Below are 25,369 nucleotides of genomic sequence, written 5' to 3' on the forward strand. Positions count from 1 at the left end.
TTCTTCGCTCCTTTTCTTAACGCCCCACGCTCTTGTCGATGGCTTCCCACAACCCTAATAAGTAGGAAGCGCCGATCGCCCGATCATATAAGCCATAGCCTGGACGTCCCGTTTCTCCCCAGATCATTCGCCCATGATCTGGTCGAATATAGCCGTCAAAGCCATTTTTGTACATCGCTTCTAGGATCTGATACATGTCTAACGAGCCTTCAGAGGAGAGATGCGGTGCTTCATAAAAGTCTTTGTCATTGCCCAAGTATTGAATGTTACGAACATGGGCAAAAGGAATTCGATCCCGGCGACAAAACTCAGCCAAAATCTCATAGACATTATTGGCTGGGTCTTCGGCGATACTGCCAGTACAAAGTGTGATACCATTTGACGGACTGTCGACCACGTTACAGACCCAATCCAGATCATCACGGTTTTTAACGATACGCGGCAGACCAAAAATCGAATAGGGAGGATCATCTGGATGAACAGCCATCTTGATGCCGACCTCTTCGCAGGTGGGAATGATGGCTTTTAGGAAATAAGCAAAGTTTTCTCTTAATTTGTCATCATCGACATCCTTATACGCAGCAAACAATTCTTTGACATGAGCCAAACGTTCTGGTTCCCAGCCTGGCAAGGTATAGCCAGAGCTTGACTCCTCAACTTCTTTGACGATCTCTTCTGGGTCTTTGTCGATCCCTGCTTTTTCAAATGCCATCGTAGAAGAACCATCGGCTAAGCGATAATCGAGATCCGTTTTGATCCAATCAAAAATCGGCATAAAATTATAGCAGATCACTTCGATCCCGTATGCTGCCAAATTACGAATCGTTTCTTTGTAGTTTTCGATATACAGGTCTCTCGAAGGCAAGCCAATCTTGATGTCATCATGAATATTGACACTTTCGATCACCTTCAGAGAAAGTCCAGCTGCTTCGACTTCTTCCACGAGCGCCTTGATCCGTTCTTTGGGCCAAACTGCTCCAGCAGGCAAATCAAAGAGTGTACCGACGATGCCTTTCATCCCAGGAATTTGACGGATATCTGCTAACTTGATTTTATCGTATTCTTTTCCATACCAACGAAATGTCATTTCCATTTTTTATTCGATCCCTTCTACTGTTTCATGTAATGTTTTACGGACTGCGCCGGTTCCTGCTAGCATCTTAGCGAACAAATGACCCACGTTTTCAGCGATTCTTGCTTGATAGAGATCCAACCCGAAAATCTGCGGATTTGCTAAGATTGGTCGAATGATCTCTTGAACATCGGCGGCTGACCCCAACTGACATTCATGTAAAATCTCTTGCAATTCTGCTAAGAGGGGATCAGGACTTGGGACAAATGGATGGCCTTCATCATCGATCGCTAAGAGATAGCGCAACCAGCCAGCAATCGCTAAAGGAATAAAAGTCAGCTCAGAAGCCGAGCCTTCTTTCTCCACATACTTTTTGATGGTTTCACCAAAACGGATGGCGATTTTCTGTGAGGTGTCTGCGGCGATGCGCTGTGGGGTGTCAGGAATCAGCGGATTCGGTAAACGAAGACCGACCACCTCATCGATAAATTTCTTTGGCTGAATGATCTCAGGATCTTCCACTACCGGCAAGCCTTCACGATAGCCGATTCCTTTGATCAAAGCGACAATATCTGGATCGGTCATTTCCGCAGCAATGGATGTATAGCCGAGTAAACAGCCGAACAAACTCATTGCCGTATGCAGTGGATTCAAACAAGTTGTGACTTTCATACTATCGGTTTTGTCTACGATCTCTCGACTCGTCAAGATCACCCCTGCTTTGTCTAAATTCGGGCGACCGTTCGGGAAATCATCTTCAATCACCAAGTAATGAGTCGCCTCTGTGTTAGCAAACGGAGCGATCGTCGTTCCTTTATCGGTCCGGATGACTGGCAACTGCTGAATGCCAGCTGCTGCTAATTCTTCTGCAACTGCTGTTGAAGGATTTGGCGTAATCCGATCGATCATTGACCACGGAAACGTCACTTGCGCGTTGTTTTCTAAGTATCGGACAAACGCTTCTGAAACATGCCCCAGCTTTTGCCACTCTTTTGCGATGGTGACCATCGCCGTTTGGAAACGGAGCCCATTTTGCGAAAAATTATCGGTGGAGACCATAGCAATCGGAAGAGCCCCTGATTGAAAACGATCCCATAAAAAGCTAGCCAAAATGCTCATTGTATGGTTGACCTGATGAGGACCCGCAGCGAGATCCGCTTGGACGACAGGCAAAAAATTCCCCTGACTGTCTTTTAAGCCATAGCCTTTTTCTGTGATTGTTACGGTGACCAGCTGCACAGAAGGATCGCTAAACAACTGACGTACCTTTTGATAACTATCGGTGCAAGATGGATGACAATAATAACTGGCAGCTGTCGATTGCAAAAGTTTTTTCGTTAATTGACCATCCTCATGCATGATCACTTCTAGAATATCATTCTCATAAGGTGTATATACTTGATCGATTATCTGTTCATCAAATGTTTCGCAGACAACGATGCCGCTCGATAATTCGTTCTGATCAATCAAGGATTGAGCGATTTCTGCATGAAACGCTCGGTATAAATTTCCTCCGCCAAAATGAAGCCATCTCGGCTGTATTGCTGTTTGAGCATCAATCGCTGCTTTTTTTTCAGCAGGAAAAATGACGTGCGCCTTTTTCAAGACATTGTGATCAAACATGAATATCCTCCTTAAATTACACAAACTGATATATTAGTATTCTAATCTACGCAAAAGAAAAATGCAAGCATTTTCAAGAGAGAAACCTGCAATTTTTTTGTTCGCAAGAATGATTCTTCCCTGCGAGCAAAGGCTAGTATTTTCTCTAGACTGTTCCATTTCTGGTTTGACCTTACTGCGTTAAATGAACAAGACAAAAAAACACAGTGAAGTGGCGTTCACTTCGCTGTGTTTTTTATTAGGCATAGCAGAATTTGACTGTGTTTCGCATCACTCAATGGGATGATAACTAAAACCTTGCCCCAGTACTTCTGAGACATTATTGACGATCACAAACGCTTTGGGGTCAATGGTCTCAATGATTTGTCTGATCTGCATAAACTCTTGGTCGCTGGCCACGATCAGCAGCACTTGCTTGTCGGCTTGCTGGTAACCGCCTTGGGCAGCCAACAGGGTCGCACCCCGAGCTGTTTTATCAAAGACCGCTTCTCGAATCTCATTCACGTGGTTTTCACTTAAGATCATGATAGATTTCTTTCGGTTAAAGCCGGTTTCAATGTAGGTCATCACACCAGAGGTGATCACGATCGATAAGATCGCAAACAAGAACTCTTCAAACCCGAAAACGAACAAGTTCATGGAAACAACGATCGCATCGGTCGCCAGCAAGCCGATCGCTGGATTCAAATTAAAGTATTTCTTGAAAATCAGCGGTGGAATCGTTGTGCCGCCGCTGGAAGACTGATTTTTGTACAAAATCGCTACTCCTAAAGCAAAAATCGCACTGCCAAAAATCACGGAAAGCAACCGGTCTTCAGCCACCATATATTCCGGAACTAAAGCAATTGCTACTGGAAAAGCAAAACTACCATAGAGGACTTTCATAAAAGGCCCCTTCCCTAAAAAGGCATAGGCAAGAATAAGCATGAGAATATTCAAGACCATGATCACAGCCGCTCGATCCCAACCGAGTGCTGACTCTAATAAAATACCGATTCCGCTGACACCGCCAGCTGCCACATGATGCGGTCCTAAAAATAAATTGATGCTTGCCGCTAACAAGAAAAGTGCTGCGGTGATTTTTCCATAGGTTTTCAGAATTGTCATTTGTTTCCTCTTTTCTCTGTCATTTTCACGGTTTATTCAAGCTGCTTTGCAGCCATTCTTACTCCTCACTATACGCCCATTTGATGTCACCGACAAAATTTATGTTTAGCCAGAGGGAATAACCGGAAATCTGTTGGCTGATTGCCTGATTCAATCGTTCTCGCAAGGGATCTTGCTGACCTACTGTATCGAGAGGAGTTGCAGGTAAAATCACTACATCTAATTCCACAATGACTTGATTACCGACTTTGGCGGTACGTAACACAAAGTCCACCACTTCTTCTGCGCGCAATTCTTTTTCAACGATCGTCATGATGGTCTCCCGCAGTTCTTCTTTTGGGGTAGAGGAAGTCAATTCTAAAATCGCTGCTTTCAACTCTTTTATCGAAAGCTGGATAAAGAACAAGGTGATCCCGATGGAGATGATTGGGTCGACATACATCGCAAAATTCCCATAGGGACTGGCTTGGATCAGCCAGGACACAAGAAATGAACCGACGACACCCAGACTAAAGAAAAAGCCGAAACGCCATTGTTCTAGTTCCACCCAATAAAAGGGATGGGTCAGTGGTTTCTTTTTTAAGTACAAGTAAAAAGAGAAACAGTAGATCGTACCAACCAGCGAGAAATACAAACCGATTGGATCAATCATGCCATCACTGACGTGTAATAAACTAAAAGCAGACTCAATGATCCCATAAATTGAGATCAGCAGGATGATACTATATTGAATAAATACCACTAATGGCATCAATGCCTCTTTACCGAATGGGAAACGTTCAAAATCTTGGGCTTGGATATATTTTGCCACGTACAAAGCAATCAGTGACATCACTGCACCAATCAATGTATAGACCCCATCTAACAAGAGGACGTTATAACTGACCAGCAACCCAAAAAGCAAGGCACCGCCACCATAGATACTCCCAGCGACAATCGATGCCAACAAAAGCTTGCGTATTTTTTTCTTTTCACTCATGATATTCCTCATCTTTCACAAAAAAACTATTCTTTTAATTGCGTTCTTCTATCTATAAGCCTATCTTCCCATATAAATAACATGAAAAACAGTCAATTTTTTCATACAAAGCGGAAAAAAATAGTGTTGCTGTCAATCATTCACTCTATTCTCTAATGACGTATATACGGTTTTCCTCTTCCTCTCTTTTTACATTCTGGTGTAAATCCCCTTGACTACACAGATTGATTCCCTTATCATCAAGGGTAACCATATTCAATCAGAATTTTCAGAATATTCCGTTATATTTTTCATGACGGCGATTCATTGGAAGACAGGGAGGATGAAGAGAGTGAAAGAAACAAAACAAGTCCCATGGACAGGAGAACCAAATCAACGTGCGATCAACTATTTGAATGAAGAAGGCAAAGTGATCGTTTGCCCAACCAAAGTCGGCTATATCATTGCCGTCTCTGATAAAAAAGGGCTGGAACGCAAGTTTTCAGCGAAGAATCGCAAGCGTAACAAACCAGGCGTCGTTCTTTGCAGCTCATTGGAACAGCTACACGAATTAGCTGAATTAAATGCGGAAACCGCCGCTGTTTATGAAACGTGTTGGAACAATGACGTGTTATTCGGCGCGATTTTGCCTTGGAAAGAATCAGGAAAAGCCTATATCCCAAACGATGGCTCAGAAGAATTGATGACGGACGTACGGGGAACCAGCTGTTTCGTGATCAAATTCGGTGTCCCTGGTGAGCAGATCTCAAAAGAACTTTGGGATCAGAAAAAGAAATTGCTTTTCGCCAGCTCAGCGAACCCTTCAGGCAAAGGAAACCGCGGACTTGTTGAAGGGATCGGCGAACAAATCGCGCAAGAAGCCGATCTAATCATTGAAGGCAACGACTATGTTGCATCGATCCAACCAGACAAAACGCTGGAAACCCGCTATGAGCAAGGAGTCATGGTTTCTTTCGTTGATAAAGACGGCAACTTGATTCCTGAGCAAGGAGACCAACGCTCCATCACTCCCGCACCTGTTTTGATCCGTAAAGGACTCGATGTTGAAAAAATCCAAATGTACCTTTCTGATCACTTCAACTCATGGGACTATCGCCACGGGGAGTACTATTAAGTCTTTTTGTAATAGACAAACGCTTGTTGATCCTCTATTCTAAATCAGTACAGCTATATTTCGTCAGATTCAACAGCAGTTGGAAACTGCCATCGAAACAAACGAAAGAGAGTGAAGACCGCCTTGCGGGTCTTCACTCTCTTTTTTTTCAGCAATTTCATTGATTCTTTCGCTTGATTTTTCGAGCCTCCAGCAATCATACGTTTAAGAAATCGGACATCATTTAGTCTATCTACTGTATAGATTGCTGTTTGAGCCATCCGTTGGGTAAAGGTATGTTTTCTTATCGTGCTTCCCAGCGTTTTTTGATTTCAAAGGCAATCGATTTTGGTCTGCGGTCGCGAGTAAATATCCCCTTCTTATTGCCATCGATCCGACGAATATTCGCAGCTGTTGCAAAATCAGCAAAATTCCATAAGTGTTCCCCAACAACGTAATCTAAAGCATCCAGCACTTCAAAATTGGCTTTGTAAAAATCAATTTGGAATTCTTCTGAATAAGGTGTCCGATAGAGTGAATGCAAGCCTGAAATCGTGTCCGCTCCGAATTCAGAAAACATGATCGGTTTATCAGGGTACTTTTCGTGCCACTTTTCAATTTCTTGTCGAAGCCCTATCATTGCAGAGTCAAGATCCCCGTGCTCTATATACCAGCCATAATAGCGATTCAAACAAAGAATATCAACGAGTTCTGCTGCTTGATCTAAATCTGGCGATGCATTGACGATGTTTGGTATCACAATAGGCCGTTTTTGATGGTCTAATGCTTTAGCCAATTCAACCAACGGTTTAAAATATGCTCCGGCACCTTCTTGATGACTCGCTGGTTCATTCGCGATCGCCCATACAACCACACATGCATGGTTCTTATCACGTTCAATCAACTCTTGAATCACCTTGTGATGGTTCTCATGTGTTCTCAGCGTCTCCCAAGTATTTTTCTTGTTATTGTTCAAATTGACATCTACGTGAAAATTAGTAAACAGTCCCACACCGGGAACCTCGTCAATAACAACGATTCCTTCACGATCAGCAAGCCGCATTTCTTCTTCTGAATAAGGATAGTGCGATGTTCGAAAAGAATTCGCACCCAGCCATTTCATAAGGTTTTTATCCAGATTCGCAACGGCGCCGTTGTACCCCTTACCTAATACAGGGAAATCTTCGTGTTTGCCAAAACCTTTAAAATAAAACTCTTTATCATTGATATAGACTTTATTCTGTTTTATTTGAATCGTTCGAACACCGAATTCTTCAGTATAGGTATCGATCAAAAGTTCTTTATCAAAGAGCGATACCTCCAATCGATAAAGATAAGCATCCAGTGGTTGCCAGAGTCGAGTTTCAGAGATTACTAACGGTTGTTCAACATCACTGCTTTGGGCGATCAACTGATTGTCTTCATCCCAAATTTTCAGCTTGATGGTATCATAGTTCCCAGTAATCGACACTTCTGGCCGAACCGTTGTTACCCCACCGTGATACTCATAATGGATCACGATATCATCAATATATGTTTTTTTCGTTGTGTATAGTTTCACAGGACGATGGATACCACAATAATTGTAAAAATCAAAACGAGGTGTTACCGATGGTCGGTCATTTTTTTCTTGATAAAATCCACATGGCAGTGTACTTTCATCCAAGATATTTGAAACACACACTTTTAAATCGTTTTTCCCAGCATGAACCAAAGAATCAATGTCTATTTCAAAGGGAGTAAATCCGCCAATATGGTGAGCTGCTTTTATTCCATTGATATAAACAACTGCTTCATGAGTCACGGAGGCAAAGCGCAACACTTTTCTTTCATCCATTAGAGAAATTGGGATCATCATTTCTGTTTCATACCAGAAGTTTCCAACATGTTTCCTAATTGTTTCATCAATTACTTGGTCATCAATAGACCCTGGTACCGCGATCAAGAAAGGATCTTTCAAAGGTTTCGCTGGATCAATTGCTTCATTCTGTTTTTCAACTTGAACACGCCAGATGCCGCTTAAATCGATCAGCGAACGTGTTTCATTCATCACGGGATACAACATTTTATTTACCTGCTTTCTGCATGTTTTTGTTCCTCTAAGTATGCATCTTTATCGATCAATTTGAACCATGGATACCAAAGGATCGGCGACAAAATCAACTGCAAAAGAAGCTGCAGAATAATGATCGATACACTACCGCCAATACTAGCATGAAATCCTACTGGCAATCCAAAGATCGCTTGTGCACCAATCGTTCGTTCGATGAATCCGATATTGGTTAAGAAGTACGCGATTCCTAAACAAATCGAATTATTGAAAATAAAAGGTACAGCCATTTTAAAGTTTAGAACTAATGGAGTTCCAAAAATTACCGGTTCAGTGATACCAAATAATGCTGGGATGATCGAAATTTTTCCCATCTCTTTATAGCGTTGGCTTTTGCTTACAAACAGCATCAGCAAGACCAGTCCCAATGCCGATCCTCCCCAGCAAACGATATTGATAAATGCATGAGTAACAATATTCGGTAATGGCTGCCCTGCTTCATAGGCAGTCAGATTCTCAACATTCAAAGCCATCCAGATCGGTGTGACGATTGGTCCAATAACATTCGTTCCATGAATACCCAAGAACCACAAAAATTGTTGAAAAGCAATAATCAGCATGACCGCCCAGATAGAACTTCCGACTCCTTGCAACGGCGTTTGAACGATCGTAAAAATCAGCTGATGCAGATTGCCAAAGGAAGTAAGACTAAACAAGTACGCGACAAAACCGGAAAGTGTACCCAATAAAATAGTTGGGATCAGTGCTTCGAATGAACGCGATACCATGGGTGGGACACTCGCAGGCATTTTGATTGTCCACTTCCGTTCCTTAATAAATACATAGCCTCGACCAACTAAAAGCCCAATTATTATTGCAGAAAACATACCGCTCGTTCCAATCCAAGTAAGTGGAATCGCAGTGATATTGGCCTCGTCGACGGTATAATTACCTAATGGTGTAAAGATCAAGAAGCTCATGATTGCAATCAACCCGACAGTTGTACCATCTTCTCCCAAGTTAAATTTGGCCGTCAAATTTTTTGCTATCAAAAAGACAAGATAAATTGAAATTGCACCAATCGTCAAATTGTTGATTGCGCCAAAAAACACATCAAGTCCGATAGTGACGAAAAATTCCGCAACACTTGGTATTGGGAATGCACGAAAAATAACTGCAAATGAACCAAAAATCATAATACCGATCAGTGCCATCATTGCATCAGAAATCGATTTTATATACTTATTATTACTGAATTTCGTGACCCCTGCCAAGACCCCATCAAAAGTAGCCATTATTTTTTCCATCTGTTTCTCCTTCTCTCTTTAATATAAACTTCTTCCTTTGCTATTAATTAAAATGTGCACTTGTTAACTAATATATTAGAATATTAGCATGCGCTTTCAAAGGTTGCAATAGTTTTTTTTATCTTTATTAGTTATACTGAAAAGACAAACTAATATATTAATAAAAATAGGAGACGCCAAATGACTATAGCAAGCTATAAAGATGAAGCTTATCACATCATTAAAGAAAAGATTATTCGATTGGAATTATTGCCTGGGGAAAAAATCTCAAGAAAACAATTTGTGTCTATGCTGGATATCGGTGATACTCCCGTTAGAGAGGCCATTCTTCAACTGAAAAGAGAAGGGTTGTTAGTCATAAGACCTCAAAGCGGAACGTTTATCTCCAAAATCAATATGCAGCAAGTTCGGGAAGCAAAATTTGTACGAGAAAAATTAGAATCTGCTATTGTGGTTGAAGCGGTTGGGATTATTGATGATGCACAAATTGAATCCCTTCGGCAAATCGTCGAGATGCAAGAGATTTACTTAAAAAACGGCAACTCGGAAAAATTCTTTGAATTGGACGAAGAGTTTCACCAATTTTTTTACCTGGTGACCGATAAAACACATGTTTATACTTGGTTGCTGGATTTAAATGTTCATTTGAATCGCTACCGCCATTTGACCTTAAAAGTAAAAGACTTTGACTGGATGAATATCCTGCAGCAGCATTGGGATATTTATGAAGCGCTGAAAGCCAAAGATGCAGACCTTATCGCAAATTTAGTTTCTCGTCATTTAGACCTCGTTGATGAAAATTATGAAGCTGTTTATGGTGAGTTTCATGAGTACTTTGATTAATTCTATACGTTGGAAGCTGCAGACAAAGGGTTGCTTGTTTGATTGCGAACCAGCATAAAAGACCAGTCCGATAGTTTTCGGACTGGTCTTTTATGCTTCAGACATTAACATGACTGATTAAGTATATTCATCCGTTCCCCCCTAATTATCACTTGACAACGAATGATCGCTCCTGCTGGTTCTCCGAACTTCGTGATTCATTTTTTTCGCCATCTATCATGAGTGATCGCTTCAAATGCTTCTTTCCTATCCCTTGATTCGATTTACAGACTGCTTGGTACTGCCGCAGTTTTCTTATCTTCCTCATTGCTTCTATTAACCAGTTCATTATTTTATAGAGTGTTAACCACGAATCGAAAAATACCCAACATAACTTTTAACTTATATAAATAGATCCTTCATCGCCACAAACATGAACCGATTGTGCTGTTGGTGACATCTTTTATGTATAGCAAAAAACCGATCTGACCACGAGCAGATCGGCTTTAGATCAGTTTATCACTTTTTGGATGTTCTATAACGGCACTATTTTTGTTCCGTGTACTTCATTGATCGACAATGCATCTAGAACAGATGCTGCGTTCCTATAAGTTATCCCTGCTCCTGGTAAAATAATCAGTCGATCAGCTGCATATTCTATAAGCTTTCTCAAATGAGCAAAATTTTCTACAATACTTTTGTGTGCAGGACCGCCATGAGTTAAAATCCGATGAACATTTCTATGACTTAGCCAATCAATCGCCTTTAGCTGTTTCTCAACTGTCAACTCATCAAAAGCCATATGAAAGGTAATTTGCATCTCCCCTGATGCTTTTATCAATCGTTCCATTACTTCCTCATCGATCCATCCATTTTTTAAACAACCAAAAACCACACCATCGGAACCAAGCTGTCGACAGATCGTAATATCCGCCATCATCGCTGCAGACTCCTCTTCAGAAAAGGAAAAATCTCCTCCTCGCGGTCTTATCATTGTCATTACTGGAACTTCTTTAGAATGAGCAATCGCAAGGGCGTGTTTGATCACTCCATAGGAAGGGGTCGTCCCCCCAACCGCTAAGTTATCACACAATTCAATTCGATTGGCTCCAGAATCAATGGCTGCCGCAATTGTTTCGAAATTTTCTGCACAAAATTCTTTGATAACACTAGTCAATCGTTTGCTCCTCTCTAGGCATCCGAAAGCCGTTTCCAAAATATGACTTCTGCCAGCGTTTAAATATGAAAAATCCGTTCTGCATAGTGTTTTTCAATCTGCAGATTTCGTTCATGACCGCCATCAATATTCGCACTTAGATAGACCGGCGGCTCATAGCCTTCTTCAACCATGAGTTGAATGGCTTCATACATTGTTTGCTGTAATAAAAGCACTGCAGCAAACGATGACGTCCCACAGACCCTTGTATCAAGGCCGTCAATATCCAAAGAAGCGTCGCCAAAAGCAGAATGATTATCCAAAATGACATCTGCAAACTCGTAAAGTTTTTTTCCGCTGCTGTGTCTCGATTCCGCACGTTTTGAGACATCTAAAGAAGTTACTACGATCAATTTATTCCCATGTTCTTTGATTTCTTTCGCCATCTCAATTGCCATAGGATTTCGACCAGAATTCGATATTAAGAAAAAAACATCACATTCATTAATCTGCACTTTATGCATCAATGTCTTGCCAACACCTTCGCACTGTTCATACATTCCGCCAGCAGGATCCATTATGACTTTTGTTGGAATCAAGCCTCCGGCTCTTCCACTGATTTCAATAGCCGCAGCATAGGAATGACCGCTGCCGAATGACTGAATGATTCCGCCATTCATAATTGCAGAAGCTGTGATTTTTGCCGCTTTAGTAATGTTTCCCGACTCATTTTCTTCCAGCAATTTCGTTAATCGTTTGCATTCTTCAAAAAAAGTTAACATCTTGAATTCACTCCTTTTTATACTGCTTCAGTTGTCTACATCACACCTAATACACGTAATAGAATTGATAGTACGATGATCCCTAAAATTGCTCGGGTCGAATTTACATGTTTTTTCCCTAATAGCCAATAAATGATTCCAACTAATAATGCTGGAATAAGCATTGGCATAATTTGATCCAATGTCTCTTGAATATTTAACGAGACTTCCCCAGTCTCAAAAGTCAACACAATCGGGGCCCTTACAACTGATGGAATCATTGCACCAATGACTGTAACCCCCAACAGAGTAGCAGCATTAGTCAAAGCATTGAGATGTCCAGACATACTGGTTACAAGCTTTACACCTTGATGATAGCCAATACGAACAGTGAAAAATCGGAAAACCAAAATCGCAATGTTGACTAATAGCCAAATCACTACACCTATCGCATTTCCTTGTAAAGCCAAGTAAGATGCAACAGAACCAAAGACCGTTGGAAATAACACGCCAAAAATTGTATCCCCGACACCAGCAAATGAACCCATTAGACCCGTTTTTAAGCTTGCAACTGTATCTTTAGCTTTATAACCCTCTGCCTCTTCCGCCGCAATGTCCATACCGAGAATAAATCCGCCCATATGAGGAGTTGTGTTAAAAAATTGACTGTGAACTTTCATCATTGCCTTTCGTTTTTCGCTGTCTTCACTGTAGAGCTTCTCAATGACTGGAAGCATCGCATATAAGTATCCGCCGCCCATCATACGTTCATAATTCCATGACAGCTGACTGCCGTATAGCCAATCGATACTAACTTTATTTAAATCTTTTTGACTAATCTTCGTATTCATTTTCTGCTAGACCTCCTTTAGAATCATTCATCACGGCCGAAAAATTACCATTACCAACAGAAGTTGTCATTTTTTTAAACTGATAGAGCGCCAATGCAAATCCTAATAAAGCAACACCGAACATCGGCATCTGCAAATAGGCGACTGCTATAAAACCAATGATCAGGTAAGTCAGAAAGTTCTTTACAGGTAAATATCTCAGCAAAATGGCTATACCTACTGCCGGTAGCATTCCACCGGCAACAGACAATCCACCTGTCAACCACTCTGGAATAACATTTGAAACAAATTCAACAATCGTTTCTCCAAAACTAAATACGAGAAAAATTGGAACACCTCTGGATAATCCCCAACTAAAGGTACCTAATAGATGATATCGTTTTATTTTTGCTGGTTTCATTTCATCAACTGCTTTATCAATTCTCTTTTGGAAAAACACATTACAGAATCGTGCGAGAATATCTAGTTGAATCATTAATAAAGCAACTGGTACTGCTAAACCAATACCAAATTCTACTCCTCGCCCGCTTGTCACTGCGAAGACAGTCCCGACAATTGCTGCAGTCATGTAGTCAGGTACACTTGCACCACCATATGCTTGAATCCCCAAACCCATAAGTTGTAGTGTTGCTCCAACAGCTAAACCCATCTCAAGGTCTCCCATGACAAGTCCTGTGATGGTCCCCATGATCAACGCTTGATTTGCAAAGATGTTTATTCCTAAATTCTCAACGATTGCATAGAATCCTAATAATGATAAAACGATGATTTGCCAAATCTCAATGTTCATCTCGTCCCCTGCTTTCTATATAATTGTGAAAAAGCTTTTTCTTCTTCCATTGGTACCATTTGAGCAGTAAAAATGATCCCTCGCTTTTCCAATTCTAATATTTTTTTGATCGCCTCTTCTTTTAAAAACAGTGATTTTTTCACTTGGATAGTTCCCTCTTTTGCACTCGCATTCCCAAGATTGACATAATTGATTGGTGTACCTAAAGCGATCAGCTTAAATATACTTTGAATCGTCTTCGTAATTATCATCACCTTTTGTCCTTCGTATAGACCTTCTTTAAGACGCCTAGCAGCGGTTTCAACTTTCAGAATGCTCAGCTTTATACCTCCTGGAATAGCTGTTTTTAACGATGCTTTGGCTATTTCATCATCCACGATCTCATCATCAATAATCATCACTCGGTTTACACCAAGACTCCCTATCCAGAGTGTTGCTACTTGTCCATGAATCAATCGCTCGTCCAGCCTTACATGTGCAATTCCGAGATGAGTTGTTTTGTTATTGTCACCATTTTCAAGTATGGGCGTAAGATTAGAAACTTTTTCTTTGTCCATCATTCTCGTGGACCGAATGGCTTCTTTTCCTTCTTTCAGCAAATCACTTACAATTTGCGCTAAGGAGACTTTGTCATTCATACGCAAACTAAACGCTTGAAGCAGCATTGGTACATTCATTCCTGCAACGATCTCAATGTTTCTTGAAGAAGTCTCTTTTAACTGGATAGCACAGTTAAAAGGTGTTCCGCCCCAAATATCTGCAAGAATCAAAATTTCATCTTCTTCGGCAAAACAATTTACCACCTCTTGTAATTCCTTCTTGAAATCTAACGGACTGGCCTCCGAATAAAAAACACAAGATTCAACATTTTCCTGAATACCCATTATCATTTCCGCCGTCTTCTTTATCCCCTCAGCGAATACATCATGACTTATCAAAACAATCCCGCAACTCATTCAAGCGCCTCCTTTAATGTTAATTCAATAACTGAAACGAATTCATTTGGTTTGATGATTGGAACATTGAGCATCAGCATAGTCGGATCTAAAGCTTCCTTAATATGAACTTCTGTGATTTCTTTATAAAGATCAGTCGTCGCTTCCCGTTCTCCTCCTAAGTTTTTTGTATCTGAAAAACGTATTTCAGATCCATCATGAAGCAATCGTGCAAAAGAAACTTTCCCACCTAAATCAGGCAATAGAATTGTTCGATACGGCCAACTAAAAATATGAAGATACAATTTATCCCCTTTTTGAGTATAGCGGCAATCGATTGGTGGGCGATAGCTGCACGAAGTTGAACCATAGATCGATTCACCATTTCTGACAAGCCACTGCCCTACTTCTGAAAGGATAGATGCGCTTCGGTCATCCCACAACCCTCTGGCATTCGGACCGATGTTCATAGTAAAGTTTCCGCCTTTCGATACGGTATCGATAAGCTGTTTGAGAACTAGCTCACTTGATTTAAATTGAAGATTGTCACGATCATATCCCCAACTATTATTTAAAGTTTGAACAGTCTCCCACAGTGCATTTTCGTCTTCTAATCCTTTGTTTCTCGAAAACTGTTCCGGTGTTTGTACACCTCTACCTAATCCTAAACGATCGTTGATTAAAATATCGGGTTGCAACTGTAAAATTTGTGTTTCCAGAACCTTACTTCCCCAGTCTTCTGCTCCTTTTCCTAATGAAGTTCCCCAATCTCTACTTTTATATGAAAAATCAAACCATATATAATCAATCTTTCCATAATTACTAAGCAGTTCTTTGACTTGATTTGACATAAATTTGCGATAAGTATGCATATCGCCAGGATGACGTTCAATATATTCGTGCTTATTTCTCATAGGATGGTAGCCGTCTACTTCAAATCCGTGGTGATGCCAATCCAGAAGAGAATAATACAGACCGATCTTCATTCCAACATTTCGGAAGGCTTCGATTAGTTCATTTAAGAGATCCTTTCGATAGTTTGTATTGCAAATTTGATAATCTGTCTCCTTAGTATCCCATAAACAAAAACCATCATGATGCTTTGCGGTGATTATGACATATTTGAATCCTGCCTCTTTTGCTTTTTTTGCCCATTCGTTAGGATCTAATAAATCTGGATTGAAGTGATCAAAATATTTTTTGTATTCATCGACACTGATCTCTTCTAATGTCTGAACCCATTCATGTCTAGCCGCTACGGAGTACAATCCGAAATGGATAAACAAACCATATCTGCTTTCTGAGAACCATTTTTTTCTATTTGTAATTTCTGCCATGTTATCCTCCCGAAAATTCAAATTGATCGACCACCTAAATGATATCGGTTACATCTTGTTTTGGCTATATATGGAGAAATTCTTGATGTTTGTTCATAAATTTGTTCAATACTAAAAAAAAGCAGTTTTATCCGCTAAACTGACTATGACCTACGAAATTATTTATAAATTAGGAGGACACTATGACTGCTGTACTAGCATTCGATTTGGGCGCAACCAGCGCTCGAGGCATTGTTTATCGTTTAGAGAACGGTTACTTGGAAGAAGCTGAGGTTTTCCGATTTGACCAATACCAATACTACCTATCAAGCTCTAAAGAGTATCATTGGGACATGAGAAAGATAAAAAGAAACATCAAAAAAATTATTGCAAAAGCTTACCATCAATATCAAATCCAAAGTATCGGCTTTGATACATGGGGATGTGATTTTGGACTAATTGATGAAAATAATCAATTAGTGATGGATCCTCTAAGTTACCAAACCATGCTTCTTCAAGAAAATAGTCATTATGGAAGAGACTTGCCTGATCTCTTTCGTCAAAAAACAGGAATAGAAAATGCATCCATTAACAGCAGCTCGCAGCTTATCTATCTGAAAGAGAAACATCCAGAAAAAATAAAAAAAGCCAAAAAATTATTAATGATGCCGGACTTAATTCATTTTTTATTGACAGGGTCGCTGCTTTCCGAGACGTCGATTGCTTCTACGAGTCAATTATTCGATTTAGAGAAAAACAACTGGTCCTGTGAATTACTAAAAAAAATAGACATTGATCCTGCTCTTTTTTCAACAATCGTGCTTCCTTATACACAGGTAGGTACTGTGCCTATTGAGCAAGCGGCTATTCCAGTCTACTCCGTTATGCAGCATGATACAGCCAGTGCTGTCTACGCATTACCGAGCACAGAACACACAAGCATTTTCTTGTCATCAGGCACATGGTCAGTATTAGGAAAAAAAGAAGAGAGCGGGATTTCTCTACGTCATCCTTTACAAAACGGCTATTCTTATGAGCAATCAGGCGATGGAAAGATTTTGCAGTTAAAAAACTTACTAGGCATGTGGTACATCGAAGAAGCATTGACAGCGATTCAAAAAAAGCATTCATTGACTATCGAGGATTTACAACCGCTTAACAATACCAAACCCCTCTCTTTTTATTTCGACACTGGCGATCACCGATTTTCTAAGAAAGGAGAATTCACCGCCCTATTGGAATCGTACGGTCAAAAACAAGGATATAGCCGACTTTCCTCTCCGCAAGAATTAATCACGACAATTTATCAAAACCTAGCTTTTAAATACACAATGATATTTGAAGCTTTGATAACACAGTCGCCGCAAACAATTTTTCTTTTTGGCGGCGGAAGCAGGTCTTCTTGGTTAAATCAACTCCTTGCTGATTTAACCAAATGTACTATCACAGTATGTTATCCAGAGAGTTCCGCTTTAGGAAATGCGCTTGCACAATACACCTCTTTAAAAGAAATAAAGTCTCAAGAAGAATTGATTATGCTTGTGGCAAACTATGCTCCACTCAAACACTATCATCCAAAAAAAAATGATTCTTTTGAGGATGCCTATAAGATATATCAATCGCTATTCTCAAAGTAAAGATCTCTTTTAGCAAAAGACAGGAGGAATAAAAATGAATCATCCAAAAATCGGTATTAGACCAACTATTGACGGCAGACAAGGCGGTGTCAGGGAAGCACTTGAAGAGCAAACGATGGCGATGGCTGTAAGTGTGAAGGAGTTTATCGAATCAACTTTGTTTTATATGGATGGAACGCCGGTCAAATGTATGCTGCTGTATAAAACAATCGGCAGTTTTGCAGAAGCCAGCTTTGTAGACGATGCATTTGCAAGAAACGACGTCATTGCAACTTTAACTGTAAGCCCTTGCTGGTGTTACGGAACCGAAACACTTGATCTTCGGCCTGACACTTTTAAAGCGGTTTGGGGGTTCAATGGAACGGAACGACCAGGAGCAGTGTTTTTAGCTGCGGCTATGAGTGCCTACGCTCAAAAAGGAATGCCTGCTTATAAAATTTATGGAAAAGAAGTACAGGACTATGATGATACCAATATTCCAGAAGATGTGAAAGAAAAAATTCTGCTTTTTGCTCGCGCCAGTATTGCAGCGGGAGAATTAAAAAATAAATCCTATGTGAATATTGGAAGTTCCTCGATGGGGATTGCAGGAAGTCAGATTGATCAATCTTTTTTTGAAAAATATTTAGGGATGCATGTTGAATACGTAGATATGATCGAAATACTAAGACGAATTGAATTAGGTATCTATGATGAAAAAGAGTACCAGAAATTACGTGAATGGATTACTGAGTATTGTAATGAGGGGATCGATGTTAATAAAGGAAAAGATTATCCAGATGTAATAACACATTCTCGTTATATTCCAGATTCAGAACAGTGGAATTTTATTGCAAAGCAAACCATTATCGTTCGGGACATTTTATTGGGAAATCCGCGTTTAACTGAACTTGGTTGGGTTGAAGAAGCAAAAGGAAAAAATGCTATTTCTGGCGGCTTTCAAGGTCAGCGTCAATGGACTGATTGGTTGCCAAACGGAGATTTTTTAGAATCGATTTTAACAAGTACCTTTGATTGGAATGGTCCAAAACAGCCTATTGCTTTTGCGACAGAAAATGACACTTGTAATGCCGCAGCTATGCTTTTTGGAAGCCTACTCACAAATAAAGCTGCTGTTTTCTCGGATGTGCGTACTTTCTGGAGTCCAGAATCTGTCAAGCGGCTGACTGGTCATCAATTATCAGGAAAAGCTGCAAACGGTGTCCTGCATCTTTTAAATTCAGGTGCAAGTGCCCTTGATGGAAGCGGCGGCAGTCTAGACAATGACGGGATGCCTACCATGAAAGAGTTTTGGAATATGACAGATCGAGACATTAAAAATTGTTTGGAAAAAACGAAATGGTGTCGTGCAAATTATGAGTACTTCCGAGGAGGCGGTTTTTCCAGTCAATATCATTTACAAGCTGAGCTACCTTTGACCTTAATACGTATCAATCTGGTTGAGGGAGTCGGCCCCACCCTCCAACTTGCTGAAGGATATTCTTGTGTGCTCCCTTTGGCGATCCATGATACTTTAAACAATCGGACTGATCCAACTTGGCCCACAATTTGGTTTGCTCCTAATTTAGGTGAACCTGGATTTGAAGATGTCTATCGTGTGATGTCTTCTTGGGGAAGCAACCATGGTGCCAGTGTACATGGTCATATAGGAGCAGAATTAATCACTTTAGCAAGCATGTTGCGAATTCCAGTTTCTTTACACAATATACCTAGAGAACGATTGTTTCGACCACACGCTTTTGATGGATTTGGAACCAAAGATCTTGAAAGTGCTGACTTTGCAGCATGCAAAGCCTTTGACGCATTCTATAAATAATAATGAAAGTAGGATAACAATGTATTTAGAACAAAAACAGCAATTAATTGATTATGGAAATAAGCTTATTGATTTAGGTTATACGCTAGGAACTGGCGGAAACCTTAGTCTTTATCTGCGGGAAAAAGATCTTATGCTGATTACTCCCTCTGGAATTCCATTTTCTGAGATCACCCCTCAAGATATTGTTCTCATGCGCTGTACCGGAGAAATTATCGAAGGAATAAAAAAACCTTCAAGCGAATGGCGTATGCACGGTATTATGTATGAACAGCGCCAGGATCTCCATGCGGTCATTCATGCCCATACGCTTTACTCAACAGCTTTTGCTGTGGCAAGAAAACCTTTTTCTGCTTCTCACTATATGATCGCTGTCGCCGGCAAAAACGTCCGTTGTGCTGACTACGCATCTTTTGGAACGGAAGAACTTGCACAAAATGCTTTCAAAGCGATGCAAAATAGAAAAGCAGTTTTGTTAGCCAACCACGGGGTTCTTACAGGAGGGACAACTCTTTTTGATGCTTTTAACGTACTGGAAGAACTAGAATATTGTGCTAAGGTTCATATATTAGCAACTCATATCGGTAGTCCATCAATTATTAATGATGGGGAAATGGCCAACATGGCTGTCCGTTTTAAAACTTATGGACAGAAAAGGAACGATATATGATAAAATAAAGAAAATTCTTGCTAGGAGATAGAAGGATGACAGATTCTAGAAGGAAACAAATATTGACATTATTAAAAAAGCATAAAAAGATGGACAATATTGATCTACAGAAAGCTTTGTTCTGCTCTCTTTCTACACTGAGAAGAGATCTCCTGCTACTTGAAAAAGAAGGTTTGATCCGCCGATATCGTGGAGGCGTTGTACTTGAAGTTGAAAGAAACCATGTGATCTCAACTAGGTACCGAGAAAATGTCATGATTCATGAAAAAGAATACATTGCCGAGATTGCCAGTACCTTTTTAGGACCAGGAATGAGTATTTTTATCGATTCCAGTTCAACTGCCAAAGCGCTTCTTCCCTATCTGTCAGAGTTATCAAATAGCGTAATTATTACTAACGGACTACAAATTGCCTATGAATTATTACATGAAAGTCAAGAAGGGACAAAGATATATATGATCGGCGGCGAGGCGATAAAAGATGCAGAAAGTGTTGTTGGCGATTATGGTAACTCTTTCCTAAACTTGTTTCAAATTGATTTGTTTATTTTAAGTTCTACGGGTATCGACTCCGAGGGAATTTATGAGGCTAATTTTGCACAGGCCCTTTTTAAGAAGAAAATTATGCGTATGGCACAGCAGAACCTTCTGCTTGTCGATGATACAAAATTTGAAAAAAAACACGCGTATAAACTCGCCGATTGGTCAGCATTGGAGTGTTTCATCAGTAATAAAAAACCGCCAGAAACATACCTAAAACGCGCACAAATACTTAATATTGATTTTTTGTTTTAATCTCAAAATTTTACTTGCAAGTTATGCCGCTCTATTTTTAGAACGAACTAAAAACTATAACTGCTTGCGGTTATAGTTTTTTTAGTTCGTTGACAGAAAAACGAGCTTCTTTGAAAGAGCGATATTTTCTTTGCGGTCCTCATTTAATCATCGACCACTTTATTTCTGCTATAATACCCTCATAAACACATAGGAGGTACTCGATGAAAAAGCATTCCTCAATTGTTTTCTAGGGGACGACGCCAATGACAGTGACTTTGGACTACACTTACTGCTGGGTTGTGGGCTGCCGCAACACAGTGCTTAGCACAAAACGAAAAAACTAAGCGTGGTACGGATTGCGAAATCGCATGAAGCTGGAAGCAGAAGTAATCGTTACGGACGGTGAATGTGTCCCTAGCCAAAGAAGCCTGATGAAGAACGAACGGAACCCTTTTCTCTCAAAAGAAATCATTCTTTTGGAGGAAAGCAAAATGAGAAAAGATGAAAATACGACCTTTGTTTGTAAAAACTGCAGTACGCCTGTGGCACCCTTGACCAATGGTTCTTACCGCAACCATTGTCCCCAGTGTCTCTACTCGTTACACGTGGATATTCGCCCGGGTGATCGTCAAAATACTTGCCATGGCTTGATGCGACCGATTGACTATCGCCAACATTCCAAAAAAGGCTATCAGCTGCTGCATGAATGCACCCGCTGCAAAAACCAGCAGTGGAATATCGTGGCACAGGATACGCAACAGCCAGACCATTTTATTGAGTGGTTGGCTCAAACCGCTGCGTATCACTAAAAAACCAAAGAAGACCATGCTTAAGGCTGGTCTTTTTTGGTTATCAGAACAACGGACCCCTTATACCACTAACTGCTCATAGACATTGTCGTCATAAGAAGTGCTTACTTTAACCTAAAAAAAAACAGCCCGCTGTCTCGTCGATTAGTTGACGAAATCAGCGGGCTGTCCTGCTAGTGTCTTCTTGATGATTTTACATTGGTTTGTGCTTATTCAAAAACGAATTGATTGTGATACAGTTCCGCATAAAAGCCATCGGCAGCCACCAATTGATGGTGATTGCCTTCTTCAATGACTTCGCCGTCCTTCAAGACAACGATGCGATCGGCATTCAAAATCGTCTTCAAGCGATGGGCAATCACAAAACTGGTTCGTCCTTTGATCGCTTCATCCATTGCTCGTTGAATTTTCGCTTCAGTCACGGTATCAACGTTACTGGTGGCTTCATCCAAAATCAACAATTCTGGATTGGTCAAAATCGTTCGGGCAATACTCATCAATTGTTTTTGACCAGTACTGAAAAGATTGTTCTCTTCGGTGATCTCCGTGTCATAGCCTTTTTCCAACGTCATAACAAACTCATGGATATTGGCTTGTTTCGCTGCTGCAATGACTTCGGCTTCAGTCGCTTCTGGTTTCCCAAAAGCAATGTTTTCGCGAATCGTCCCTGAGAACAACACGGATTCTTGCAAAACGATTCCCACTTGAGAACGCAGCAGATCCAAGTCTAGCTCCCGGATGTCGATGCCGTCAAAGGTCACAGAACCACCATTCACATCATAGAAGCGATTCAACAGATTCATGATGGTCGTTTTTCCTGAACCCGTCGGCCCGACTAATGCGACCATTTCGCCTTTGTTGACTGTGATCGAGACATCTTTTAGGACCAATTTTTGACTGTCATACCCAAAGTCCACATGATTCAAAGCAACCGCCTCTTTGATGCCCTTCACTTTGATCCCGTCTTTTGGTTTGACTTCATCAGGTTCATCAAACATCTCATTGATTCTGCGCGCACCGGTGATCGCCAATTGAATCATGCTGTAACCAGAAGAGATCTGCATCAATGGTTGGTAATACTGCTGCGAATACTGGACAAAGGTCACAACTAATCCTAAAGCAACGGAACGTTCTAAGTCACCGTTTAATGCTAACCAGCCACCAAAGAAAATCACGATTGCCGTGTTCAACAAGGACATCCCTTGCATCAAGGGGAAAAGCAGCCCAGAGTAGACTTGCCCTTTGTAGGTAGCTTCCCGGACTTGTTGGTTGTGGACCAGAAAACCATCGATGGTTTCTTCTTGCAGTCCATTGGTGATGATGATTCGTTGACCACTGATTTTTTCATCGATATAGCCGTTTAATTTTCCGACTTCATCTTGCTGCAGATCGACATATTTGCGGGCTTTTTGGATCACGATCACCGCGATCAACACCGCAATCGGGGTAGAAGCAATCGTTGCCCATGCCAATTCAACGTTTTGACGGAACATCATGATCAAGATCCCCACCATTAAGACTACATTGGTCAGCACTTGCAACAATGCTTGGTTCAGACTGTTTTGGATGTTATCCAAGTCACTGGTGAAACGGCTCAAAATATCACCGTCTTGATGAGAATCAAAGAATTTGATCGTCAATTTTTCCAGTTTATTGAATAAGCCGATCCGCATTCTGTTGGTTGATTTTCCCACCACTTGCGTGAACAAGATACTATAAACAAAATTGGCTGCACTGGCTAAGACATAAAAAATCAACAGTTTCCAAATGATTGATAGAAAAGCCGATTTATCATCGACCCCTTGCATCAAACCGCCAACATAATTCGCCAACTCTTGGAACGCTTCTCCGACAAAGACTGGCGCTTGCACTTGCAGATACGTTGCTAGAATCACCGTCACAAAAATGAATAGAAACGACCACTTGTATTGTTTTAAGTAATGGTAGAAAAATTTACTCGCTTTGAACAAATCTGTCATGGTTACTCCTCTCCTTTCTGTGTTGCGAAGATTTCTTGATAAATAGCATTGTTATTGGCTAAAAATTCATGGCTTCCTTCACCAACCAGACGTCCATTATCTAAAACGAAGATGCGGTCGGCTTTCACAACAGAGGCAATCTTTTGCGCGATGATGATCGTTGTCGTGTCTTTTAATTGTTTTTCAAACGCTTCGCGAACCAATTTTTCCGAACGAGCATCTAATGCACTCGTACTATCATCCAAAATCAAAATTTTCGGTTCACCGATCACGCCTCGAGAAATCGATAAGCGTTGCTTTTGTCCTCCAGAAAAATTGCTGCTGCGCTCGGAGACCGGCGCTTCAAACCCAGCGGTCAATTTTTGAATAAATTCACTGGCTTGGGCGATTTCCGCTGCGCGAGACATCTCAGATTCTGAGGCGTCTTTTTTCCCTTGCCGCAAGTTTTGGGCAATCGTTCCTGAAAAGAGGATCGCTTTTTGCAAGACAAAGGCGACCGTTTTACGCAAGCTTTGTTCATTGACTTCTTTCAAATCAACGCCGCCTACCCGCACGACACCTTCCGTTGGGTCAAACAAACGGGGAATCAGCTGCGCCAGTGTTGATTTGCCGGCACCAGTCGCCCCTACGATCCCAATCATTTCGCCAGGTTTGATGGTGAAACTGATAGCCGTTAGGGCATTTTTTTCATCCCCAGGGTAACGGAAGCTGACGTTTTCAAAAGCGACACTTCCAGACAATTCTTGTTCTGGGACATCTTGGTATTGCAGATCCGGTTCGGTATCTAGAATCTCTTTGATCCGTTTTAGCGAAACTGCAGCCCGTGATGTCATCATCATCATCATGCCGCCGATAATGATCGCCATCATAATTTGCATCAAATAGTTCATGAATGAGGCAATTCCCCCAATCAAGGTTGGGTCATCTTTCGCTAGATCACTGACAAAGAAAATCGCGCCGACCACTGCTAAGTTGGCCGCCAGCATAAAGGAGGGGATCATTACAGAGAACAGGGTTCCTACAATAATATTATGCTTCGTTAACGTTTCACTGACTTTAGAAAAGCCTTGCAGTTGGTTGTCTTCTTGAACAAAAGATTTCACCACACGAATCCCCATCAAATTTTCTTTGGCGATCCCATTGATTTTGTCGATCAAGTTCTGGATGATCATAAAGTGTTTGCCCATCCGTGTAAAGGAGAGTGCCGTAATCACTAGGACAGCGATAATTAGTAAGACGATGATCCACCAAAGTTGCGGCATGGTTGTCATCGCCAAAATGAAGGCACCGATAAATAAGAACGGGATGCGAAACAACGATTGCAGCGAGATCATCACTAAGTTTTGAATTTGCGTGATGTCATTGGTCAAGCGCACCACTAGGTTTCCTGCCGAGAAGGTTTCGATATTACCAAATGAGAATGTCTGGATTTTCCGAAACATCTCTTCCCGAATATCGGCACTAACGCCTTGCGCCACTTTCGCAGAAAAAATCGTGTTGATGATCCCTGCAACAAGGCCTAGCAATGCTAGCCCAATCAGCTGCACACCAATTTTTTTCATTTCATCATTGTTTTCGGTAATAATTGATTCTAGCACTTGCTGCAAGAGCTTCGGCTGCCATAATGCAGCAACGACCATTAAAATGACCGATAATAAGGCAATGCCAGTTGCCGCTTTGTACTTTTTGACATGGCGTAAGACCAGATCCATATACGTACCACTCCTTTGTGTTTAGCAGAAAAGACTGCCAAAAAATTTCGGTTGCACAACAATTTACCATGGATCACGACGGGAAACAAGCGAACAAATAAAACAAAA

At 40.9% G+C, this 25,369-nt stretch carries 21 protein-coding genes; 7 read left to right on the plus strand and 14 right to left on the minus strand.

The window, feature by feature from the left end; translation table 11 throughout:
• Positions 1-16 precede the first annotated feature (16 nt).
• From uxuA to IGJ44_RS13235, 4 genes are all read right to left on the minus strand, one after another.
• Positions 17-1,093, minus strand: a complete 1,077-nt coding sequence (uxuA, locus tag IGJ44_RS13220) for a mannonate dehydratase (RefSeq protein WP_010749907.1) — start codon at positions 1,091-1,093, stop codon at positions 17-19.
• Positions 1,094-1,096: 3 nt separating this feature from the next.
• Positions 1,097-2,695: a mannitol dehydrogenase family protein gene (locus IGJ44_RS13225; RefSeq protein WP_060791414.1), complete on the minus strand. Its 1,599-nt coding sequence runs from the start codon at positions 2,693-2,695 to the stop codon at positions 1,097-1,099.
• Between the two features lie 270 nt (positions 2,696-2,965).
• Complete coding sequence (locus IGJ44_RS13230; protein WP_015510257.1) at positions 2,966-3,802, minus strand: YitT family protein; 837 nt, start codon at positions 3,800-3,802, stop codon at positions 2,966-2,968.
• Between the two features lie 58 nt (positions 3,803-3,860).
• Positions 3,861-4,781, minus strand: coding sequence for a cation transporter (locus IGJ44_RS13235; protein WP_015510258.1), 921 nt, complete (start codon positions 4,779-4,781; stop codon positions 3,861-3,863).
• Between the two features lie 322 nt (positions 4,782-5,103).
• On the opposite strand from IGJ44_RS13235, the gene IGJ44_RS13240 reads away from it, so the two are divergent.
• Positions 5,104-5,895 (plus strand): L-threonylcarbamoyladenylate synthase, encoded by a 792-nt coding sequence (locus tag IGJ44_RS13240; protein ID WP_034859003.1) that lies wholly within the window; start codon positions 5,104-5,106, stop codon positions 5,893-5,895.
• A 283-nt stretch (positions 5,896-6,178) separates the two neighbouring features.
• On the opposite strand, the gene uidA is transcribed toward IGJ44_RS13240, so the two are convergent.
• Positions 6,179-7,939, minus strand: coding sequence for a beta-glucuronidase (uidA, locus tag IGJ44_RS13245; RefSeq protein ID WP_074535459.1), 1,761 nt, complete (start codon positions 7,937-7,939; stop codon positions 6,179-6,181).
• 5 nt (positions 7,940-7,944) lie between these two features.
• Positions 7,945-9,231 (minus strand): PTS sugar transporter subunit IIC, encoded by a 1,287-nt coding sequence (locus IGJ44_RS13250; RefSeq protein ID WP_074535458.1) that lies wholly within the window; start codon positions 9,229-9,231, stop codon positions 7,945-7,947.
• 180 nt (positions 9,232-9,411) lie between these two features.
• Between IGJ44_RS13250 and IGJ44_RS13255 the strand changes: the two genes are divergently transcribed.
• Complete coding sequence (locus IGJ44_RS13255; protein WP_074535457.1) at positions 9,412-10,074, plus strand: GntR family transcriptional regulator; 663 nt, start codon at positions 9,412-9,414, stop codon at positions 10,072-10,074.
• A gap of 514 nt (positions 10,075-10,588) precedes the next feature.
• Here the strand turns inward: IGJ44_RS13255 and IGJ44_RS13260 are convergent.
• From IGJ44_RS13260 to IGJ44_RS13285, 6 genes are read right to left on the minus strand one after another with little or no spacing between them, the layout of a single operon-like run.
• Positions 10,589-11,230, minus strand: a complete 642-nt coding sequence (locus IGJ44_RS13260) for a copper homeostasis protein CutC (RefSeq protein ID WP_074535456.1) — start codon at positions 11,228-11,230, stop codon at positions 10,589-10,591.
• 59 nt (positions 11,231-11,289) lie between these two features.
• Entirely contained in the window at positions 11,290-11,991 is a 702-nt protein-coding gene (locus IGJ44_RS13265; protein ID WP_074535455.1) for an SIS domain-containing protein, read from the minus strand.
• A gap of 35 nt (positions 11,992-12,026) precedes the next feature.
• Entirely contained in the window at positions 12,027-12,821 is a 795-nt protein-coding gene (locus IGJ44_RS13270) for a PTS system mannose/fructose/sorbose family transporter subunit IID (protein WP_074535454.1), read from the minus strand.
• Positions 12,805-13,611 (minus strand): PTS mannose/fructose/sorbose/N-acetylgalactosamine transporter subunit IIC, encoded by an 807-nt coding sequence (locus IGJ44_RS13275; protein ID WP_074535453.1) that lies wholly within the window; start codon positions 13,609-13,611, stop codon positions 12,805-12,807. Before IGJ44_RS13275 ends, IGJ44_RS13270 begins: the two co-directional genes overlap by 17 nt.
• Complete coding sequence (locus IGJ44_RS13280; protein ID WP_074535452.1) at positions 13,608-14,567, minus strand: PTS sugar transporter subunit IIB; 960 nt, start codon at positions 14,565-14,567, stop codon at positions 13,608-13,610. Before IGJ44_RS13280 ends, IGJ44_RS13275 begins: the two co-directional genes overlap by 4 nt.
• Positions 14,564-15,883 (minus strand): alpha-L-fucosidase, encoded by a 1,320-nt coding sequence (locus IGJ44_RS13285; RefSeq protein WP_074535451.1) that lies wholly within the window; start codon positions 15,881-15,883, stop codon positions 14,564-14,566. Before IGJ44_RS13285 ends, IGJ44_RS13280 begins: the two co-directional genes overlap by 4 nt.
• A 182-nt stretch (positions 15,884-16,065) precedes the next feature.
• On the opposite strand from IGJ44_RS13285, the gene IGJ44_RS13290 reads away from it, so the two are divergent.
• The 5 genes from IGJ44_RS13290 to IGJ44_RS13310 all read left to right on the plus strand — a co-directional run bounded on the left by IGJ44_RS13290 (position 16,066) and on the right by IGJ44_RS13310 (position 21,570).
• Complete coding sequence (locus IGJ44_RS13290; RefSeq protein ID WP_167826912.1) at positions 16,066-17,499, plus strand: rhamnulokinase; 1,434 nt, start codon at positions 16,066-16,068, stop codon at positions 17,497-17,499.
• A 34-nt stretch (positions 17,500-17,533) separates the two neighbouring features.
• Positions 17,534-19,315: an L-fucose isomerase gene (locus tag IGJ44_RS13295; RefSeq protein ID WP_074535449.1), complete on the plus strand. Its 1,782-nt coding sequence runs from the start codon at positions 17,534-17,536 to the stop codon at positions 19,313-19,315.
• A 19-nt stretch (positions 19,316-19,334) separates the two neighbouring features.
• Positions 19,335-19,985, plus strand: coding sequence for an L-fuculose-phosphate aldolase (locus tag IGJ44_RS13300; RefSeq protein ID WP_074535448.1), 651 nt, complete (start codon positions 19,335-19,337; stop codon positions 19,983-19,985).
• 35 nt (positions 19,986-20,020) lie between these two features.
• Positions 20,021-20,779, plus strand: a complete 759-nt coding sequence (locus tag IGJ44_RS13305) for a DeoR/GlpR family DNA-binding transcription regulator (RefSeq protein ID WP_430605791.1) — start codon at positions 20,021-20,023, stop codon at positions 20,777-20,779.
• 473 nt (positions 20,780-21,252) lie between these two features.
• Positions 21,253-21,570 carry an RNHCP domain-containing protein gene (locus tag IGJ44_RS13310; RefSeq protein ID WP_010749914.1) on the plus strand — a complete coding sequence of 106 codons (318 nt, stop codon included), beginning with the start codon at positions 21,253-21,255 and terminating at the stop codon, positions 21,568-21,570.
• A 209-nt stretch (positions 21,571-21,779) separates the two neighbouring features.
• On the opposite strand, the gene IGJ44_RS13315 is transcribed toward IGJ44_RS13310, so the two are convergent.
• Both IGJ44_RS13315 and IGJ44_RS13320 read right to left on the minus strand, forming a co-directional pair.
• Positions 21,780-23,549 (minus strand): ABC transporter ATP-binding protein, encoded by a 1,770-nt coding sequence (locus IGJ44_RS13315; RefSeq protein ID WP_074535446.1) that lies wholly within the window; start codon positions 23,547-23,549, stop codon positions 21,780-21,782.
• A gap of 2 nt (positions 23,550-23,551) precedes the next feature.
• Complete coding sequence (locus tag IGJ44_RS13320; protein ID WP_074535445.1) at positions 23,552-25,261, minus strand: ABC transporter ATP-binding protein; 1,710 nt, start codon at positions 25,259-25,261, stop codon at positions 23,552-23,554.
• Positions 25,262-25,369: the final 108 nt, after the last annotated feature.

Source organism: Enterococcus sp. DIV1368d, assembly GCF_050542975.1.
Taxonomy (GTDB): Bacteria; Bacillota; Bacilli; order Lactobacillales; family Enterococcaceae; genus Enterococcus_D; species Enterococcus_D casseliflavus.

What these genes read in the sequence shown, in the direction of transcription:
- uxuA (WP_010749907.1), bottom strand. Translation starts at nt 1,093, where the DNA reads ATGGAAATGACATTTCGTTGGTATGGAAAAGAATACGATAAAATCAAG.
- IGJ44_RS13265 (WP_074535455.1), bottom strand. Translation starts at nt 11,991, where the DNA reads ATGTTAACTTTTTTTGAAGAATGCAAACGATTAACGAAATTGCTGGAA.
- IGJ44_RS13295 (WP_074535449.1), top strand. Translation starts at nt 17,534, where the DNA reads ATGAATCATCCAAAAATCGGTATTAGACCAACTATTGACGGCAGACAA.
- IGJ44_RS13300 (WP_074535448.1), top strand. Translation starts at nt 19,335, where the DNA reads ATGTATTTAGAACAAAAACAGCAATTAATTGATTATGGAAATAAGCTT.
- IGJ44_RS13290 (WP_167826912.1), top strand. Translation starts at nt 16,066, where the DNA reads ATGACTGCTGTACTAGCATTCGATTTGGGCGCAACCAGCGCTCGAGGC.
- IGJ44_RS13240 (WP_034859003.1), top strand. Translation starts at nt 5,104, where the DNA reads ATGAAGAGAGTGAAAGAAACAAAACAAGTCCCATGGACAGGAGAACCA.
- IGJ44_RS13285 (WP_074535451.1), bottom strand. Translation starts at nt 15,883, where the DNA reads ATGGCAGAAATTACAAATAGAAAAAAATGGTTCTCAGAAAGCAGATAT.
- IGJ44_RS13250 (WP_074535458.1), bottom strand. Translation starts at nt 9,231, where the DNA reads ATGGAAAAAATAATGGCTACTTTTGATGGGGTCTTGGCAGGGGTCACG.
- uidA (WP_074535459.1), bottom strand. Translation starts at nt 7,939, where the DNA reads ATGTTGTATCCCGTGATGAATGAAACACGTTCGCTGATCGATTTAAGC.
- IGJ44_RS13310 (WP_010749914.1), top strand. Translation starts at nt 21,253, where the DNA reads ATGAGAAAAGATGAAAATACGACCTTTGTTTGTAAAAACTGCAGTACG.
- IGJ44_RS13225 (WP_060791414.1), bottom strand. Translation starts at nt 2,695, where the DNA reads ATGTTTGATCACAATGTCTTGAAAAAGGCGCACGTCATTTTTCCTGCT.
- IGJ44_RS13235 (WP_015510258.1), bottom strand. Translation starts at nt 4,781, where the DNA reads ATGAGTGAAAAGAAAAAAATACGCAAGCTTTTGTTGGCATCGATTGTC.
- IGJ44_RS13230 (WP_015510257.1), bottom strand. Translation starts at nt 3,802, where the DNA reads ATGACAATTCTGAAAACCTATGGAAAAATCACCGCAGCACTTTTCTTG.
- IGJ44_RS13275 (WP_074535453.1), bottom strand. Translation starts at nt 13,611, where the DNA reads ATGAACATTGAGATTTGGCAAATCATCGTTTTATCATTATTAGGATTC.
- IGJ44_RS13305 (WP_430605791.1), top strand. Translation starts at nt 20,021, where the DNA reads ATGACAGATTCTAGAAGGAAACAAATATTGACATTATTAAAAAAGCAT.
- IGJ44_RS13255 (WP_074535457.1), top strand. Translation starts at nt 9,412, where the DNA reads ATGACTATAGCAAGCTATAAAGATGAAGCTTATCACATCATTAAAGAA.
- IGJ44_RS13270 (WP_074535454.1), bottom strand. Translation starts at nt 12,821, where the DNA reads ATGAATACGAAGATTAGTCAAAAAGATTTAAATAAAGTTAGTATCGAT.
- IGJ44_RS13320 (WP_074535445.1), bottom strand. Translation starts at nt 25,261, where the DNA reads ATGGATCTGGTCTTACGCCATGTCAAAAAGTACAAAGCGGCAACTGGC.
- IGJ44_RS13315 (WP_074535446.1), bottom strand. Translation starts at nt 23,549, where the DNA reads ATGACAGATTTGTTCAAAGCGAGTAAATTTTTCTACCATTACTTAAAA.
- IGJ44_RS13280 (WP_074535452.1), bottom strand. Translation starts at nt 14,567, where the DNA reads ATGAGTTGCGGGATTGTTTTGATAAGTCATGATGTATTCGCTGAGGGG.